Origin of the sequence: Pullulanibacillus pueri, assembly GCF_014639255.1 — a bacterium.
GTDB classification, from domain to species: domain Bacteria; phylum Bacillota; class Bacilli; order Bacillales; family Sporolactobacillaceae; genus Pullulanibacillus; species Pullulanibacillus pueri.
This window is the reverse complement of record NZ_BMFV01000001.1, coordinates 308,162-324,915: the sequence shown is the minus strand read 5'-3', so window position 1 is coordinate 324,915 and position 16,754 is coordinate 308,162. Positions and strand designations below refer to the sequence as shown.

Below are 16,754 nucleotides of genomic sequence, written 5' to 3'. Positions count from 1 at the left end.
TTTTCACTCTAACACTACCCTAAATAAGTGGTTTTAACGTTATATCGCTTTTCTTTTCTGTGGAAACCTTAATCCCTCTATTCATAAGCAAGTCCACTGTCCCACCACTCATGTTCAATGACGATAATAAAAGATGGGGATCTCCAATGGCCTCAACGATAAAAGGTACCGTATGTTTTTGTCCATCAATCTTAACAACCGGACCGACACATTCAATATAGGAATGGATCGATAATCTTTGCCCATTTAGTGAAACGCCTTCAGCTCCTGCGGCGTAAAGTTCATAAATGACTTCTTGAATATCTTGCTGATGCACGATGTAGTTATTCGGATCATCCTCTTCTGGGACATACTGAGCATCCTCAAGAGATACTCGAATGCCTGGCCCATGGACTTTGGTTAAACCATTGAGCATCCGGTAATTGTTAAGGCTTTTCTGTATATCGTGTGCCTCTTTTTTCTGATTTGCCAAGGTTTGCTCATTGCTTTGTACTTGTTCACGGCGATTTTCCAACTTTTTCTCTAGGGATTGATTCGTCTCTTGCTCTTTTATCAACTGCGTGCGCAACTGATGTTCTTGTGTCCATAGCTCGTTTGCTTCTTCAGACTTTGGGCTCTCAGCTTTTTTAAAGTATTGATAAGAGAAGACCACAATAAACCCTGTAACCATTAAAATAATGGCTAACGAAAACCTATGATTTCTCATTGCCCTCTCCTTTATCAGGGGACTCAAAAGGCTTCCAAGTAGCGCCTAATGTGAGGTCAATAATGCCCTTCTTACCTTTTTCAGCAGCGGCAATACTCGAGTAATATTTATTCATTTTCTCAGCCAAAGAACTTATCGTCACGATAACCTGGTTGCCATCACTCATATAAAGCTGAATACCATCTGAATTCATTGTTGTTGGTGAGAAAACTATTTCTGAAATGGCATTATAAGTCGCCGGCTCTATCTTAAGTAATTGCCGAGTTAACAATGTCAAGGTTTTCCCTTTTTCAACTTTTTTAATCACAGGTGCAGAATAAGGAAGGGCTGTACCCGAAACCTTTTCCATGACCTTCCCACTTGAAAGTACCGGTAAATAATGGTTATCTTCTTGAATAAACGCTACACGCTTATATTCGGTTACCTTAATGGTCACTTTCGATGGGAAGTGGCTTTCAATATCAGCCGATTTAATCATAGGGATTTCTTTTATTTTACTGGCAACAGCCTTTTCATCAATATCCCATATCTTGCTCTTTGTTGTCACACCACTTTGTTTCTCTATTTCTGGAGAGTCAACATACTCATTTCCACTAATATCAATGGTTTTGACATTACTAAGAGGCGATTCGAAATACACGACGGCCATGATCAAGATAAAGAAGATCGTAAGGTAAAAGATAATACGTCTATTTGTTTTTTGGCGTCTTTGCTCTTTTAATTTTGGAATACGGTCTTCAAGTTGTATGACCTTCTTTTCTGCCATGCTTGTCTCACCTAAATTTCTTTCTAGTTTGAACTTGCACCCACCAGGTGTGCTTGTCCTGCACATACTCTATAGATTATGTATGACGTTATAGAAGTGAAATAAAAGCGACACACTCGATGCCGCTTTTTAGCTCATCATATATCGAATATTATACCATAGAATAAACGCTAGATTTTCCTATTTTTAACGTCAACTTAAAATCAATTTGCAAATCCATAAATGAAACGCTTTAAGGATTCACTGCTCCTATTTAAGATTTTCTCCTGATCGGATAAGTTGATAAAGCCTATGGGCAGCATCAGGAATCCCTTGCTCTTTTGCCTTTTTCATCATTGTTTCTCGTTTCACAGGGTTGGACATAATGTCATCAATGGCCTTATGCAACGAAGCCCCGGTCAATTCCGATTCAGTAATCACTTTTGCTGCTCCGTGCTTTTCAAGTGCCCGTGCATTTTTTTCTTGATGATTATTGGTCACATACGGACTTGGGATTAATATGCTAGGTAGAGCAAGTGCTGTAAATTCTGCCAAGCTCGTTGCTCCTGCTCTTGAGACGACAAGATCAACACCTGCTAGGACATCCGGCATATTGTGAATAAAAGGTTGGATCGAAATATTTTCAGGTTTACCTTGGGCATTGACTTCGGCAATTACTTGCTCATAGTGGACTTCCCCTGTGATATATATCAATTGGTAATCTTTTGTCGCTATCGTCGGTAGCAGTTCAATGACAGCTTCGTTAATCGGTCGTGCCCCTCGGCTGCCCCCAAATACTAAAACTGTTTTTTTACCGGTTTTTAATCCGACAGATTCTATTCCAATTTTACCGTTACCATTTAAGATTTCAGAAGCTCTTGGATTGCCTGTAAGTACGGTATTTCCTTTAGTAAAATAGCTGTCAGCTTCTTCCATAGATAAAGCGACGTGATCCACATATTTACTTAAAAATTTATTTGTTAAACCAGGCACACTATTTTGTTCATGAATAACTGTAGGAACGTGAAGCTTTGCTGCGGCGTAAACCACCGGCCCACAGACATAACCACCTGTGCCAATAACAACATCTGGTGCAAATTTATGAATAAGGCTTTTACTTTTACTGACGCCTTTTAAGAAGCGCATCACCGTTTTAACATTTTCAATCGAGATCTTTCTTCTAAAACCTGTAATGTCTAGTGCATGGAAAGGAAGATGTTCCCTTTCAACAATATCCTTTTCTAGACCATTTTTTGTTCCAATATACATAAATGCAGAATCTGGTTCCTGTCGCTGTATTTCATGGACTAACGCGATGGCAGGATATATATGTCCACCCGTGCCACCACCACTAACGATTACTCTCATTGATGTCACCCTTTATAAATAGCTTTTACCCATAATAATATGTAAGGTCTATTGATCTTTACTTGAGCTTGAGATCAACTGAGCAAGTATAAAATCCACACCCTTTATTCTTCTATTTTTTAGTGAAGATTTACTCTCTAATTGATCCCTACACCGTGTAAAAAAGCGTCTAAATATACAAAGAAAGACGCCCACATTATATTGTATTAGATTTTCTTAATTAAACAACACCATATTATTGGATATTTTATAACTCTACACATTTTAAACCATGCGATGTACCATATCAAATTTTCGCTTACTCCTGACGTTTTATGACGATTTTCAGAGTTCGAAATAGAAGAATCGCTGCTTTCAAACGCTTATCAATAGGGCTTCTCTTTTTAATGATAAGAAAAACCGGGCAAAAACATGCCCAGTCCTCATTCAGTTGAGCATAAAAATGTTTTTTACCAAAATGCACCGTCAGCACCAAGTGGATTGGAGCGAAAGACGCGAGACTCCTTCGGGAACAGCACGTGTCCGAAGATCCACTTGGGAAACCCGATAGCTCATCCCAAGTTAGCTGAGGCCGTGCCCGAGGAAAGCGAGCATTCTGAAGCGGAAATCCACTCCGTCCTGATGACCAGAATTTTATACATTCTTATTCTTTTAGAAAACTTGGCTTCCGCCAAGCCTTAATGGCAGAAGCCTAAGTTGCACTTATAAGGTCTTCCACTCATTTAAATTCTGACGTTACAAAAATATGGAGAAACCCTTGTTAGAGTTTCTCCATATAAGCTAAGCACTACTGAACCTATTTAAAGTCGCGCGTATCGACTAATATTCAGGAGTATACCTACCGCAACGAGCATTAAGGTCAGAGAGGATCCTCCATAGCTTAAGAACGGTAAAGTAATCCCAGTAACCGGCATAAGGCCAGTAACTACTGCTATATTGATCATAACCTGAATGGCAATCATCCCTATAATCCCCACCGATAGTAAACTACCATAGAGATCTGGCGCACTCATCGCGATACGGATCCCTCTCCATAACAATAGGCAAAAAAGTAAAAGCACAAAAGTGGCACCAATAAACCCTAATTCTTCAGAAATAATGGAGAAGATAAAATCCGTTTGCGGTTCGGGAAGGTATTGGAACTTTTGACGACTTTGTCCCAAACCAAACCCCAGTAAACCACCAGGACCTATCGCATAGAGGGATTGGATAATTTGAAACCCACTTCCTAACTCATCCTTCCATGGATCTAAGAAAGAAGTAATCCGCTGTATACGATAAGGGGCTGAAATAATGAGACCCGCAAAACCTATTAAACCGATAGAACCTAAAAAGACGAAGTGTTTAATACGAGCACCCGCCACAAACAACATAGTGATACAAGTTGCCACTAACACTGTCCCGGAGCCTAAATCGGGTTGGAGCATGATCAGTCCGAATGCAAGAAAAACAAGAGCCAATGACGGGACAAGACCTTTTTTTATTGTCGTCACATACTTTTGATTTTCTGATAAAAATTTCGCTAAAAAGATAATCAGTGCTATTTTCATAAATTCAGAAGGTTGGATTGAAAAAGCACTTGGACCCAGCCAGCTACTTGCTCCCCCTCTCACCTTTCCGACCCCAGGAATAAGCACTAAAATAAGGAGAAAAAAGCAAATGAGCAAGGCTATTTTTGACCACGATCGCCAAGTCCAATAATTAATATTCATGACAAAAAACATCGCCGTGACGCCAATACCTGCAAATAATAATTGTCTTTTTGCAAAATAAAAAGCATCATCAAATCTGTAAGACGCCCAGACCGCACTCGCACTATATACCATCACTAAACCAATGGTTAACAACGAAAGAGTGACAATGATAAGAAAAAAATCCGGTGCCGCTTTTTTTTGTGGCATGTTCCCACCTCATTTAAGTACGATAAGGTCGATGCTCGAAAAGAGGTCAAAAAGGAAAAAGTCTAAGCCGTATCGCTTCTCGAGACCAGAGCGTCGTTTCACTACACAAGGCCTGAAGAGCACGCTAACGACGAGATTCGCCGCTCATCATTTGTTGACTTTTTGGATTCCTTTTGATCTAGGTCCAAAAAGAGACAAATAAGAAGCAAGAAGGTCTAGGCAGCGTCACTCTGAGGACCGCAGCGTAGATCATTCCTACGTGAGGACCGGAAGAGTCCGCTAACGACGAGATTCGCCGCTTATCATTTGTTGACTTTTTGGATTCCTTTTGATTTCCTCTCTTTGAGATAACCTGTCTACTTAAGCGTATGCACCAAATTCACAAACATGTCTCCACGTTCCTCAAATGTCTTAAATTGATCCCAGCTCGCACACGATGGAGATAATAATATGACGTCACCCGCTTCAGACAGGTCATATGCAACCTTTACAGCTTCTTCAATATTATCGACCATCTTTGTAATTTTCACACCCGCATCTTTGGCAGTGTGATGAATTTTTTCTTTTGTCTCTCCAAAGGTGACAATGGCTTTTACATTTTTGAGAAAGGGAACCAGGTCTTCAAACCCATTGCCCCGGTCTAAACCGCCAGCAAGTAAAATCGTGGGCTGTTGAAACGCACTCAATGCCTTTGATGTCGCTAAGATATTCGTTGCCTTTGAATCATTATAAAATGCTCGTCCTCGGATAGTCTCGACATATTGAAGACGATGTGGAACACCTGTGAAAGTTTGTAATACATGCACGATATGATCATTAGGAACATCCATGATTTTAGCAACAGCAATAGCCGCTAAGGCATTAGCAATATTATGCTCTCCTTTAGGCATAGCAAATTGATCTTGATGGATGATCGCTTCACCATTAAAATAAAGCGTCCCTGCTTCTAAATAAGCCCCTTCCACACGACGAGTTGTAGAAAAATAGACGCGCTGAGCTAGCGAATGCTTGGTAAAGTCTTGCACACGTTCATCATCAGCATTCACCACTAACCAATCTTCCTCGGTTTGATTTTTAGTAATATTTGCTTTCGCTTGCCCGTAGGCTTCAATACTTCCATGATAGTCTAAATGGGCAGCAAACAGGTTTAAAAACACCGCAATTTTAGGATGAAAGGTTCTAACCCCGAGCAATTGAAAACTCGATAACTCCGCAACGATAATGTCCTCTGTCGTTGCTTTTTGTCCCACTTCGCAAAGGACGGTTCCAATATTTCCTGCCACTAAAGGGTTAAAAAGACTTCCTTTAAGCATTTCACCAACCAAAGTCGTTGTCGTCGTCTTTCCATTGGACCCAGTAATCCCAACAAATTCAGCTTCCGACACTTGAGCTGCGAGTTCCACTTCAGTAATGACCGGAATACTCAGGCTTTCCGCTTTCTCAATCAGTGGATTAGTATAAGGAATCCCCGGATTTTTAACAATGATGTAGGTTTCTTCTGTCACCAATGACAATGGGTGACCATTATCAACCACACGAATGCCCAAGTTTTCGAGTTCAGTTACGACTGGCTGTCCCTTTAATGAGGCACGGTCATTCACCGTAACCTTTGCACCTAATTTGTTCAATAATTTTGCAGCTGCACAGCCACTTTTCGCCATACCTAGGACGAGAATCTCTTTGTTTGTATACTCATGAATTTGTCTCATTTTATAGCCACACCTTTAAATAAACACCAATAATTGCAAATAAAATACCAACGATCCAAAACGTCGTTACAATACGCCATTCTTTCCAACCTGAAAGTACATAATGATTGTGCAACGGACTCATCTTAAAAACGCGCCGGCCGCCTGTTGCTTTAAAATAGGTCACTTGTATAATTACCGATAGCGTCTCAATGACGAAAATGCCCCCGATAATTACTAAGAGAATTTCAGATTTTGTCAGCATGGCCACACCGGCGAGAGCTCCACCTAAGGCCAAAGAGCCAGTATCCCCCATAAACACTTTAGCCGGATGGGCATTAAACACTAAAAAGCCTAATAAAGCCCCGCATACAGCGGTAGAAAAAATCGCCACATCATGTTGCGAACTATCATATGCAATAATAGCAAAAGTAGCAAAAGCAATCGCTGCTGTTCCTGATAAAAGGCCATCCAAACCATCTGTAAGATTGGTGCCATTTGAAGTCCCTAGTAACATAATAATCGCGAGTATGAAGTAAGCCCAATAAAAATTAATGGACCAATCTGTTCCTGGTACAGAGACATAAGTCGAAAAACCGTTTTTAATGATAATGATATAAAAAATCACGGCAACAATAATTTGTCCTAATAATTTTTGCTTTGATGTTAACCCTAAGTTACGTTTCATCACCACTTTTATAAAATCGTCTAAGAATCCAATGATCCCAAAAGCTAAGGTGACAAAGATCAAGAGCCATAGATGACTATTTAAAAAACCATATCTTATTCCTGAATATAGCGAAGCAGCAACAATAGAAAGCACAATTATCACGCCACCCATCGTTGGCGTACCCGATTTCTTTTGGTGCTCTTTCGGCCCTTCATCTCGTATGTATTGTCCAAATTTTAACATTTTCAATAACGGAATAAATATCGGTGAAAATATGATAGCCACTAGGAAGGCAATGATCAATGTTGTTAATAAAATCGTTGTCATGATTCGTCCCCCCCATCTTTCAATGCATCAATCAACGTTTCGAGTCCCGCAAGTCGTGAAGCCTTAAATAACATCACCGTGTCTCTCCCCAACTGATCAAAGAGAAGTGGTAAGGCCTCTTCCTTTTTAGAAAAGGATATTACCTCCAGTGTTGACTGTTCTATTCTCCGGCATTCATCAGCAATCCATTGGGCTTTTTCACCAATGGTAATCACCTGTGTAATCGGCTCAGTTATCACTTCGGCAACCTCACGATGCAAGGCTTCTTCATCATCTCCAAGCTCATACATATCCCCTAATACAATCACCCTCTTTTTAAAACCAGACAGCTGCTTAACGGTATCTACAGCAGCCTTCATTGATGTCGGACTGGCATTATAGGCATCATTTATAAGGAGTGTCCCCAGTTTTCCAGAAAGGGTTTCTAAACGCATAGAGGTACTCTCCAAGCGTTTAAGTTTATCTTCAATCACGGGTTCCGTCAAGTGAAGTTTATATGCCAAAGCAATGGCATACGTTGTATTTTTAACGTTATGTGCTCCCAATAAAGGCATATTATAGGATTTGCCATTAACGGTAAAAACACTCCCCTCACTCTTGGTTTGTAGAGAAGAAATCACATAGTCATTCGATGATCCATATCCACAGGTTATCCTATTTTTCCCAATAGCTTCTGCCTGAGTAAGTAATGGTTCATCTCCATCAATAATCAAGGTCCCTTCCTGTTTCATCCCCTCTAAAATTTCTAGCTTAGCTTTAGCGATCCCTGCACGACTGCCCAAGAATTCAATATGGGATTCCCCAATATTAGTGATAATACTAACATCAGGCTCAGCAATTTGACTTAACAAAGAGATTTCTCCAAAGTGATTCATTCCCATTTCAAGAACACAGACTTCACAATCAGCAGGCATTGCCAATAGGGTTAAAGGTACACCAATATGGTTATTTAAATTCCCTTTTGTTTTATGCACCTTATAAGTACTACTCAAAAGTGAAGCCACAATTTCTTTCGTCGTCGTTTTTCCATTGCTTCCAGTGATCCCAATAACGATAGGGGCAACGTCATGACGATGCATCGTCGCTAAGGTTTGCAAGCCTACCAAGGTATCCTCAACGAAAAACAAGGGGAAATCCTGCTCTAAATCACGCGGAACGGGCTTTCCTTCTTGCCAAAGCGCAGCGACCGCTCCATTCTCTTTAGCTTCGAAAAGATGATCATGACCGTCAAAGTATTCACCCACAATAGGGATAAAGAGACTGTTCTCAACCTTTTGCCGACTATCAGTCGATATCTCTAAAGTGTCCATCCCTTCTATAGCCTTTATAGAATTTTCGCTCTTGGTGAGAGCCCTTAAAAGCTCTACTCTAATTCCCATCTGCTAAACGCTCCTTTATTGCCTGACGTGCTTCGACACGATCATCAAAGTCTAAGACTTCCGTACCTATAATTTGATAGGTTTCATGGCCCTTTCCAGCAATGAGAACGACATCATGATCAGCAGCCTGATTCACCGCATAGGTGATCGCTTCACGCCGACCGGTGAGTTTCGTATAGGTTCCTTTATCAAGCCCCTTCACCATATCTTCGAGAATGCGTTCAGGATCCTCTGTTCGAGGGTTATCAGAAGTAAATACTGCTAAATCACTATATTTCACAGCGATCTCTGCCATGAGCGGTCGCTTGGTTCGATCACGATCCCCTCCACATCCTACGACAGTGATCACGCGGCCTTTAGCAAATTCCTTGATCGTTAAAAGCGCATTTTCAAGACTATCTGGCGTATGAGAATAATCAACGATAACACTAAAGTTCTGACCGGCCTCGACGGTTTCAAAGCGACCAGAAACGCCTTCAATATCTTTTATAGACTCAATCATTCTTTCCCAGTTAATACCGTTTAAATGGCAGACACAGGCGGCAGCAAGGATATTGTAAACACTGAATTTGCCCACTAACTTCATGGATACCGAAAATGTACCGTCTGGAGTTTTAAGGTCAAACTGTGTCCCCTTGGCCGTTACTTTTATATTCTGGGCCTGCACATCTGCGGGTTGATCAATACCGTAGGTTAAAATAGACACAGCCGTGGCTTGTTTTAATGTCTCAGCGGCCGCATCATCATTATTAATGACCGCCACCTTCTTTCGTTCACTATCATATGTATTACCTAATTGTGAAAAAAGAAGGGATTTTGCATGGAGGTAATCCTTCATGGTGCCATGATAATCAAGATGATCCTGTGTAAGATTAGTGAAGACAGCAATATCAAAATCAAGACCACGCACCCGACCTTGAACAAGCGCATGGGAGGATACTTCCATGACAGCGGATTGAATATCATAGTCCACCATGGTCCGAAACGCCTTTTGTAAAACAGGGGCCTCTGGTGTTGTATTGCTCACAGAAATCTCTTGCTGGCCAAACTTGATGCCCATTGTTCCAACAATGCCCGTCTTGATGTTTGCGGCCTCTTGAATTTGTCTCACTAGATGAGTAATTGTCGTCTTTCCATTCGTACCTGTTACTCCGATGAGCGAAAGCTGATGAGTCGGTTGCCCATAAAAAGTATCGACCAGCATCCCCATAGCCCGTCTTGCTTCTGAAACGTATACCACCGGAATATCCGCACTTATCGGCCGTTCAGCAACGAGTGCTACCGCTCCTTTGGCTTGCACTTCTTCTACGAATTGGTGACCATCAAAACGTTCACCTTTTACACACACAAATAAGGATCCAGGTTGAACTTGACGTGAATCCATTTCTATGGAAGAAATATCTGGATCGCCTTCATTCTCTCTTCGATAACTCCCCAATGTGGTGAGTAGTTGATTTAACTTCATTTTTTCTACACATCCTTGTAAAACAGAACTCGTATTTATAGAGAAAGTATCCATTCATTTATTACATCTACGTACGTGAGCCTTGAGCTCATCGAAACATTCAGTTGCAATAAATTAGCCAAGGCATTCACGCACTTGGCTAATGACACTCATTGATTATTTTAATCATCATTATCGGATTTGTCACCTAGATTTATACGAATTGACGAACCTTCTGGGATTTTTGCTCCGGCTTTAGGGGCTTGCTCCGTTACAACATCCCCCTTACCCTCAGGAAGAATTTTTAAATTAAAGTAGCTTTGGCGAATGTCATCCTTTGTCTTCCCTATAAGATTCGGAACCTCAACCATTTGTGTGTCCCCATAACGATATTCTTTTGGAATGCCTTTAGTTTGTTTCTTCACGCCCATGGCTTGTAGACTGTCAGCAATAATTTTACCTGCAATCGGTGCTGCGACCTGTCCACCGAATTGGATCGTATTTTTAGGATTATCAATCGCAACATAAACGACAATTTGCGGATCATTGGCTGGCGCAAAACCCATAAAGGATAAAATATAGTTATTCTCTAAATAACCGCCACCCTTTGCACTTTTCTGGGCTGTTCCTGTTTTACCTCCGATTCGATATCCCTCCTGATAAGCGTTGCGTCCCGTTCCTTTAGCAACAACACTTTCAAGAGCATTTCGTACTTCTTTTGATGTTTTTTCAGAAATGACTTGTTTCTTCATTTGTGGGGTATTCCTACTGAGGACTTCACCTGTATCAGGATCAATCCAATCCTTCGCAATATAAGGCTGATACAGATATCCCCCGTTAACAGCAGCCGATACGGCGGCCACTTGCTGAATAGGCGTCACCGCTACCCCTTGCCCAAAGGCCGTTGTCGCCGCTTCAAGAGGACCAATTTTATCAGGATCAAACAAAATGCCTTTGGCCTCTCCCTGTAAATCAATTCCTGTTTTCTCTCCAAAACCGAATTGATCGATATACGAAAATAAACGATCTTTACCGAGCATTTCTCCCAGCTTTACAAAGCCGGGGTTACAAGAATTTTCAACGACTTCTAGAAAAGTTTCGGGACCATGTCCCCCTCGCTTCCAACAGTGGAGATCCGTTCCGTTCACATCGATATAGCCAGGATCATTAAAGGTATCATTTTTCAAGTCAACAAGATGCTCATTTAAGGCAGCCGCAAGCGTGATGACTTTAAAGGTAGACCCTGGTTCATAGGTTCGCCATACAGGTAAATTGTGATTATAAACTTTGGATGACACAGTTTGATAATCTTCAGGATTAAAATCAGGGCGTGAGGACATGCCGAGAATTTCACCCGTATTTGGATTCATAGCAATGGCGAGCGCACTATCAGGATGATACTTTTGATTAGCGTTATCAAGTTCTCTCTCGATAATCGATTGAACTTTCGAATCGATCGTAAGCTCTAAATTAAGGCCGTCTTTTGGTGGGACATACTCATCTCTTAAAGATGACATCCGATTCCCTTGAGCATCGGAATAAAAATCAACATGCCCTGGCGTCCCTTTTAACATGTCATCATAATAGGATTCCAAACCGATTAACCCCTGATTATCAATACCCGCGAAGCCTAATACGTGTGATAAATAGCTCCCATAAGGATAATGTCTTTGAAAGTCCTCTGCGATAAATACCCCGGGCAGTTTCAATTGCTTCACTTCAGCTGCTTTTTCATTCGTAATCTTCATACCCTCAGGCTTAATATAAGTGGAGCTAGACTTCTTAGTAAGATCTTTATACACCTTCTCCTTATCGGCACCAAGAACCTTTGCTAACGCTTCGGCGGTCTTAGCCGGATTACGCACTTGCTTAGGTACAATAAGAACCGTCGGACGACTCACATTCGTCGCAAGTTTCACACCGTTACGATCCAAAATGTCCCCGCGTTCTGCTTCATACTTTATTTCTCGACTCCATGAATTCATGGCCTTATCCTTTAACCAATCGTTAAGAAAAAGTTGGACATAACCAAGTCTGACAACAAAAATACCGAAAATAAAAAGGCCAACGAATAATATGAAAAGTAGTCGCTTTCTCACTGTAACATTTGATACGCGCACCTGCTGCCCCTCCCAATTCAATTAAACTAGGCTTGTATCAAAATATGCTTGAGAGGGACGAGTTAGAACTTTCTGCTAGAAGTGAGATTTGACTTTTCCCATTCATCTTTTTATAGACAATGACCTTGAGAAGAGGGATCAACCGCAGCGGAGACACTTCAACGCTTCTATGTTACTATTTACCCGCCGTCACTTAAATCGAGCAAAATGCCCCTCGGAATAAGCGTCCAACTCATAAACGCCGCTATAAAAAAATGCGGAGAAATCATAAGACTTCTCCGCCTGCCTTGGACTATTCTTCTTTTTCTTCATTGCCATTAGGTTCTAATTTCAATTCTATTTTTGTATCATCCTTCAGAACTGTTCCCTTGGCCGGACTTTGCTGGACAACATAGCCATTCCCTGTGATACTTGGGTCAACATGCAGCATCTTAACTAATTTAAGAACATCTGTGAGTGACCATCCTGTCACATCAGGCATGGTTTTCGTTCCAGTTCCCACGAGAATAATTTTGCTGTCTTTAAAAACTTGGGTACCAGCTGTAATGGACTGGGCCTCAACTTCTCCCTTGTTCCCCACTGTCACAACATCGAGCCCTTGTTTTTCTAAAGCCTTTTGGGCAGAAGCCAGCGATTTCCCTTGCCAATTGCCAACCTTAACGATCTGTTCTTGAACGTCTTTACTATCCACTTGCCCACTTTTTGGTTCAACATTCAAGTATTGCAAGGCATTTTTCATTACTGGTTTGAAGACATCAGCAACAGGCTGAGAATCACTAGCAACACCCTCTAAATGCGGGCGATCAATCGCCACATAAACAATGAGTTTTGGATCTTTTTCGGGTGCCATTCCTAAGAATGAGAAGACATAATTATCCCTCCCCGTCAGATACCCCTCGGGTCCACCAGAAATTTGTGCCGTCCCTGTCTTGCCAATCACATCATAGTTAGGAAGATCATAAAGAGTTCCTGTTCCGTTCTTTTTGTCATGAACGACTTCACTCATTAAGTGACGCACTTGTTCTGCTGTCTCTTTTGTAATTGGAGTTCCCACTTCTTTTACTTTATGCTGCTGAACCACTTTTCCTGTGTTGGGATCCTTAATTTCCTGAATCACATAAGGTTGAACCATTTTACCATCATTAGCAATGGCCGTTGCCGCTTGCACAATTTGGATCGGGGTTACAGCTGAAGCTTGTCCAAACCCCGTCATTACCTGGTCTAAACGCCACTTAAAATTGATTTGGCTCGGATCTTCACCAGGTAAATCAATTCCTGTTTTCTTTGTAAAGCCAAAACGCTGTAAGTAATCATAAAATTTATCCGGTCCAAGAATATTATCAACGACCCTAGAAAAGGCTGTGTTAGAAGAACGTATGAACCCTTGCTCGTAAGAAATCGTGCCCCAGTCCTCGTCCCAATCGTGAATAGGCATCGTACCCGGGCTCACTTTATAACTCCCTGACTTATAGGTCGCATTCCCATTCCATTTACCTTCGTTAATAGCTGCAGCTAAAGTAAAAGTCTTCATGACTGACCCTGGTTCAAAAGGATTGGCAATGACATCATTCTTATAGTTCTTGATATTCTTTTCATTAGGATTAAACGTTGGTCGATTGGACATTGCGAGAATAGCCCCTGTTTTTGGATCAGCAACAACGGCGACCATACGATGAGGTTTATATTTTTTATCTACTGTTGACATCGCATCTTCAAGAACAGATTGGATTTTGTTATCAAGCGTTAAGTAGACGTTATCACCATTTTTAGGTTCTTTAATATTCTTTGTTGTGTTTTGTATCTTGATGTTTTTCCCGTCACTATAAAAAGAAAGCTCGCCATCCACCTCGGATAAATAGGGATTCAATGATTGCTCAAGACCTAATATCCCTTTTTGTTGTTGCGTCTTATCATCTAAATTAGTGAATCCTAGAACATAAGAAGCAAACGTTCCATTAGGGTAATTGCGTTTGGATTCTGGCAAGAATATAATTCCAGGAAGTTTGAGTTTTTCAATTTTTTCTTTTTGTTGAACACTGATCTTGCGTCCACCAGGACCGAGCTCCACTTGCTTTGCATTCTTTCTGTCAAGTAAACTTAAGATCTTGCTTTCTGACATATTGATAATGGGCGCAAGTTCTGCTGCTGTTTTTTCCTTATCTTTAACGTAAGAAGAGGTATCTTGATCCAAAACTGCCGCTACAGTGTAGGCTGGAACGTCTTGGGCGAGAATTCCTCCGTTACGATCAAGAATTTCTCCCCTTTGTGAATCAATCACCTTAAGCGTCGTCCACTGCTTCTTCCCCTTATCGACGAGGTTATGATTCTGAACCTCCTTGGCTTCTGCAATATAAACAAAGCGTCCAGCAATGACAAAGAAGAGCAGCAAAAAAATGATTGCTAATAATGCTGCCCATTTATTTATGGATTTATTTTTTTGTGGAAACATCTTCTGCCACCTGCTTATTTATTCACGATTTTCACATTTTTACTATTCAATTTAAGGCCATTTTCTTTAGCAAATTTAATAATGCGCTCAGGTTGCTTAAGACTTTGAACTTGAGTTTGTAAATCTTGATTGGTCTTTTCTGTTGATTCTAATTTCTGTTCAATATTTGAGAGGGATCTTGAAGATTCATAGAGAACCGCTTGTTTTGATACGATCAGGATACCAAAGATTAATAGAGTTAAAGCCGCGAGTGACCATAACAGCTTTTCTCCCTTTGTAATCCGTCTCTTCGGCAAGGTCATGGTTTGTGAATCTGTTGTGTGCCTCCGTTGTTTTTGAACATATTCTCTCTGCGTAAGTTGTCTTGCTGGCTGTGCCATTCCTATTCCTCCTCATCTATTCTCATTTTTTCCGCCACTCTTAATTTTGCTGAGCGCGAGCGACGGTTTGCTGTTAATTCTTCCTCTGTCGGTAGGATTGGTTTACGATTGACCAATTTTAAAATAGGTTGCTTACTCTCAGGAACTACCGGTAATCCTGGCGGTAAATCCGGAAGCTTGCTATACCTTTGAAAGGTTTGTTTACACAATCTATCTTCCAAAGAATGAAACGTGATAACAGAGAGTCTACCATTGACATTTAGACTAGCAATTGCTTGCTCAAGGGACTCTTCAAATGCCTTAAGTTCATCATTGACTGCTATTCGTAGCGCCTGAAAAATGCGTTTGGCAGGATGACCGCCTTTACGCCTTGCCGGTGCTGGAATAGCTTCCTTGATTAATTCGACAAGTTCTCCCGTTGTTTCAATGGTCCTTGTTTCTCTCGCTTGTTCAATTCGTCGAGCAATCTGTTTTGAAAATTTCTCTTCACCATATTTAAAAAAGATCGATACAAGTCTTTCATATGGCCACTCATTGACAACAGTATGTGCAGATAACCCTTGTTCTGTATTCATTCGCATATCTAAGGGGCCATCATGCTGATAACTAAACCCTCTGTCTGCACGATCAAATTGTGGCGATGAAACGCCAAGATCGTACAATATACCATCCACTTTCTCGATTCCACGTTCTATTAAAGACGCACGAAGGAAGCGAAAATTTTGCGGGATAATCGTTAATTTATCCTGATATGTAGAAAGTCTTGCTTGCGTCTCGGCATGTGCAAATGGATCTTGTTCAAAGGCAAATAAATGCCCTGTACTTAGCTTGGATAATATTCCCTCGCTATGTCCTCCCCCACCTAATGTACAATCTACATAGATGCCATCTGGTTTGATGTTAAGACCTTCGATTGCTTCACGTTTTAAGACGGTTATATGGTCAAACATAGATAAAATCCTTCCACTTCTATATCGTGTTGTTAAATGGCGCTGTTGTCTCCATTTTGGACACTTACTTTAAATTCTTTTTGAGGTTATAAATCAAAGTCAAGAAGGCTTTCTGAAATTTCACTGAAGGATGCTTCAGATTCTTCATAATAGCTTTCCCATATAGACTTACTCCATATTTCAATACGACTGGAGACGCCGATGACGACACATTCCTTTTCAAGTTTAGCGTAGCTTCTTAAAGGCTGAGAAATATTCACACGCCCTTGTTTATCCAATTGCGATTCCGCTGCACCAGAGAAAAAGAAACGGGTAAAAGCTCTCGCATCTTTTTTAGTAAAAGGCAGGGCTTTTAATTTTTGTTCCAGTTGTTTCCACTCTTCCATAGGATAACCAAACACACATTGATCCAAACCCCGGGTCAACACAAATGTTGTTCCGAGGTCCTCCCGAAATTTAGACGGGACGATTAATCTTCCTTTTTCATCAATTGAATGTTGGTATTCACCCATGAACATGGTCGGAGCCCCTCTTTCTCCCACTACTTTACCACATCGCTCCACTTTTCACCACTCTATATTTAATTATTCGCCCCAATAAAAAAAAATCCTGCCATATCAGCAAGAT

The 16,754-nt window shown here is 41.0% G+C and carries 13 protein-coding genes; all 13 read right to left on the bottom strand.

What is annotated here, in order from left to right; translation table 11 throughout:
• Window positions 1-19: 19 nt before the first annotated feature.
• The 13 genes from IEV91_RS01425 to mraZ all read right to left on the bottom strand — a co-directional run bounded on the left by IEV91_RS01425 (window position 20) and on the right by mraZ (window position 16,645).
• The gene (locus tag IEV91_RS01425; RefSeq protein WP_188495293.1) at window positions 20-706 is read right to left on the bottom strand and encodes a DUF881 domain-containing protein; all 687 of its coding nucleotides are present in this window, start codon (window positions 704-706) and stop codon (window positions 20-22) included.
• Complete coding sequence (locus tag IEV91_RS01420) at window positions 693-1,472, bottom strand: cell division protein FtsQ/DivIB (RefSeq protein WP_188495292.1); 780 nt, start codon at window positions 1,470-1,472, stop codon at window positions 693-695. The genes IEV91_RS01425 and IEV91_RS01420 overlap by 14 nt, the downstream gene beginning before the upstream one ends.
• Before the next feature lie 249 nt (window positions 1,473-1,721).
• Complete coding sequence (murG, locus tag IEV91_RS01415; RefSeq protein ID WP_188495291.1) at window positions 1,722-2,819, bottom strand: undecaprenyldiphospho-muramoylpentapeptide beta-N-acetylglucosaminyltransferase; 1,098 nt, start codon at window positions 2,817-2,819, stop codon at window positions 1,722-1,724.
• An 800-nt stretch (window positions 2,820-3,619) separates the two neighbouring features.
• A complete protein-coding gene (spoVE, locus tag IEV91_RS01410) occupies window positions 3,620-4,720 on the bottom strand; it encodes a stage V sporulation protein E (RefSeq protein ID WP_188495290.1) in 1,101 nt (366 codons plus the stop codon).
• Between the two features lie 356 nt (window positions 4,721-5,076).
• Window positions 5,077-6,429 (bottom strand): UDP-N-acetylmuramoyl-L-alanine--D-glutamate ligase, encoded by a 1,353-nt coding sequence (gene murD / locus IEV91_RS01405; protein ID WP_188495288.1) that lies wholly within the window; start codon window positions 6,427-6,429, stop codon window positions 5,077-5,079.
• A 1-nt stretch (window position 6,430) separates the two neighbouring features.
• A complete protein-coding gene (mraY, locus tag IEV91_RS01400) occupies window positions 6,431-7,408 on the bottom strand; it encodes a phospho-N-acetylmuramoyl-pentapeptide-transferase (protein ID WP_188495478.1) in 978 nt (325 codons plus the stop codon).
• Window positions 7,402-8,784, bottom strand: a complete 1,383-nt coding sequence (locus IEV91_RS01395) for a UDP-N-acetylmuramoyl-tripeptide--D-alanyl-D-alanine ligase (protein WP_188495287.1) — start codon at window positions 8,782-8,784, stop codon at window positions 7,402-7,404. The genes mraY and IEV91_RS01395 overlap by 7 nt, the downstream gene beginning before the upstream one ends.
• Window positions 8,774-10,249 (bottom strand): UDP-N-acetylmuramoyl-L-alanyl-D-glutamate--2,6-diaminopimelate ligase, encoded by a 1,476-nt coding sequence (locus IEV91_RS01390; RefSeq protein ID WP_188495286.1) that lies wholly within the window; start codon window positions 10,247-10,249, stop codon window positions 8,774-8,776. The genes IEV91_RS01395 and IEV91_RS01390 overlap by 11 nt, the downstream gene beginning before the upstream one ends.
• 161 nt (window positions 10,250-10,410) lie before the next feature.
• A complete protein-coding gene (locus IEV91_RS01385; protein ID WP_188495285.1) occupies window positions 10,411-12,348 on the bottom strand; it encodes a stage V sporulation protein D in 1,938 nt (645 codons plus the stop codon).
• A 292-nt stretch (window positions 12,349-12,640) separates the two neighbouring features.
• Complete coding sequence (locus IEV91_RS01380; RefSeq protein ID WP_188495284.1) at window positions 12,641-14,797, bottom strand: PASTA domain-containing penicillin-binding protein; 2,157 nt, start codon at window positions 14,795-14,797, stop codon at window positions 12,641-12,643.
• A gap of 14 nt (window positions 14,798-14,811) precedes the next feature.
• On the bottom strand, window positions 14,812-15,177 hold the full coding sequence (gene ftsL, locus IEV91_RS01375; protein WP_188495283.1) for a cell division protein FtsL: 366 nt from the start codon (window positions 15,175-15,177) through the stop codon (window positions 14,812-14,814).
• Window positions 15,178-15,179: 2 nt separating this feature from the next.
• Window positions 15,180-16,127: a 16S rRNA (cytosine(1402)-N(4))-methyltransferase RsmH gene (gene rsmH / locus IEV91_RS01370; RefSeq protein ID WP_188495282.1), complete on the bottom strand. Its 948-nt coding sequence runs from the start codon at window positions 16,125-16,127 to the stop codon at window positions 15,180-15,182.
• An 86-nt stretch (window positions 16,128-16,213) separates the two neighbouring features.
• Entirely contained in the window at window positions 16,214-16,645 is a 432-nt protein-coding gene (gene mraZ, locus IEV91_RS01365; RefSeq protein WP_188495280.1) for a division/cell wall cluster transcriptional repressor MraZ, read from the bottom strand.
• Between the last annotated feature and the right edge of the window lie 109 nt (window positions 16,646-16,754).

What these genes read in the sequence shown, in the direction of transcription:
- IEV91_RS01425 (WP_188495293.1), bottom strand. Translation starts at nt 706, where the DNA reads ATGAGAAATCATAGGTTTTCGTTAGCCATTATTTTAATGGTTACAGGG.
- IEV91_RS01420 (WP_188495292.1), bottom strand. Translation starts at nt 1,472, where the DNA reads ATGGCAGAAAAGAAGGTCATACAACTTGAAGACCGTATTCCAAAATTA.
- murG (WP_188495291.1), bottom strand. Translation starts at nt 2,819, where the DNA reads ATGAGAGTAATCGTTAGTGGTGGTGGCACGGGTGGACATATATATCCT.
- spoVE (WP_188495290.1), bottom strand. Translation starts at nt 4,720, where the DNA reads ATGCCACAAAAAAAAGCGGCACCGGATTTTTTTCTTATCATTGTCACT.
- murD (WP_188495288.1), bottom strand. Translation starts at nt 6,429, where the DNA reads ATGAGACAAATTCATGAGTATACAAACAAAGAGATTCTCGTCCTAGGT.
- IEV91_RS01395 (WP_188495287.1), bottom strand. Translation starts at nt 8,784, where the DNA reads ATGGGAATTAGAGTAGAGCTTTTAAGGGCTCTCACCAAGAGCGAAAAT.
- IEV91_RS01390 (WP_188495286.1), bottom strand. Translation starts at nt 10,249, where the DNA reads ATGAAGTTAAATCAACTACTCACCACATTGGGGAGTTATCGAAGAGAG.
- IEV91_RS01380 (WP_188495284.1), bottom strand. Translation starts at nt 14,797, where the DNA reads ATGTTTCCACAAAAAAATAAATCCATAAATAAATGGGCAGCATTATTA.
- ftsL (WP_188495283.1), bottom strand. Translation starts at nt 15,177, where the DNA reads ATGGCACAGCCAGCAAGACAACTTACGCAGAGAGAATATGTTCAAAAA.
- rsmH (WP_188495282.1), bottom strand. Translation starts at nt 16,127, where the DNA reads ATGTTTGACCATATAACCGTCTTAAAACGTGAAGCAATCGAAGGTCTT.
- mraZ (WP_188495280.1), bottom strand. Translation starts at nt 16,645, where the DNA reads ATGTTCATGGGTGAATACCAACATTCAATTGATGAAAAAGGAAGATTA.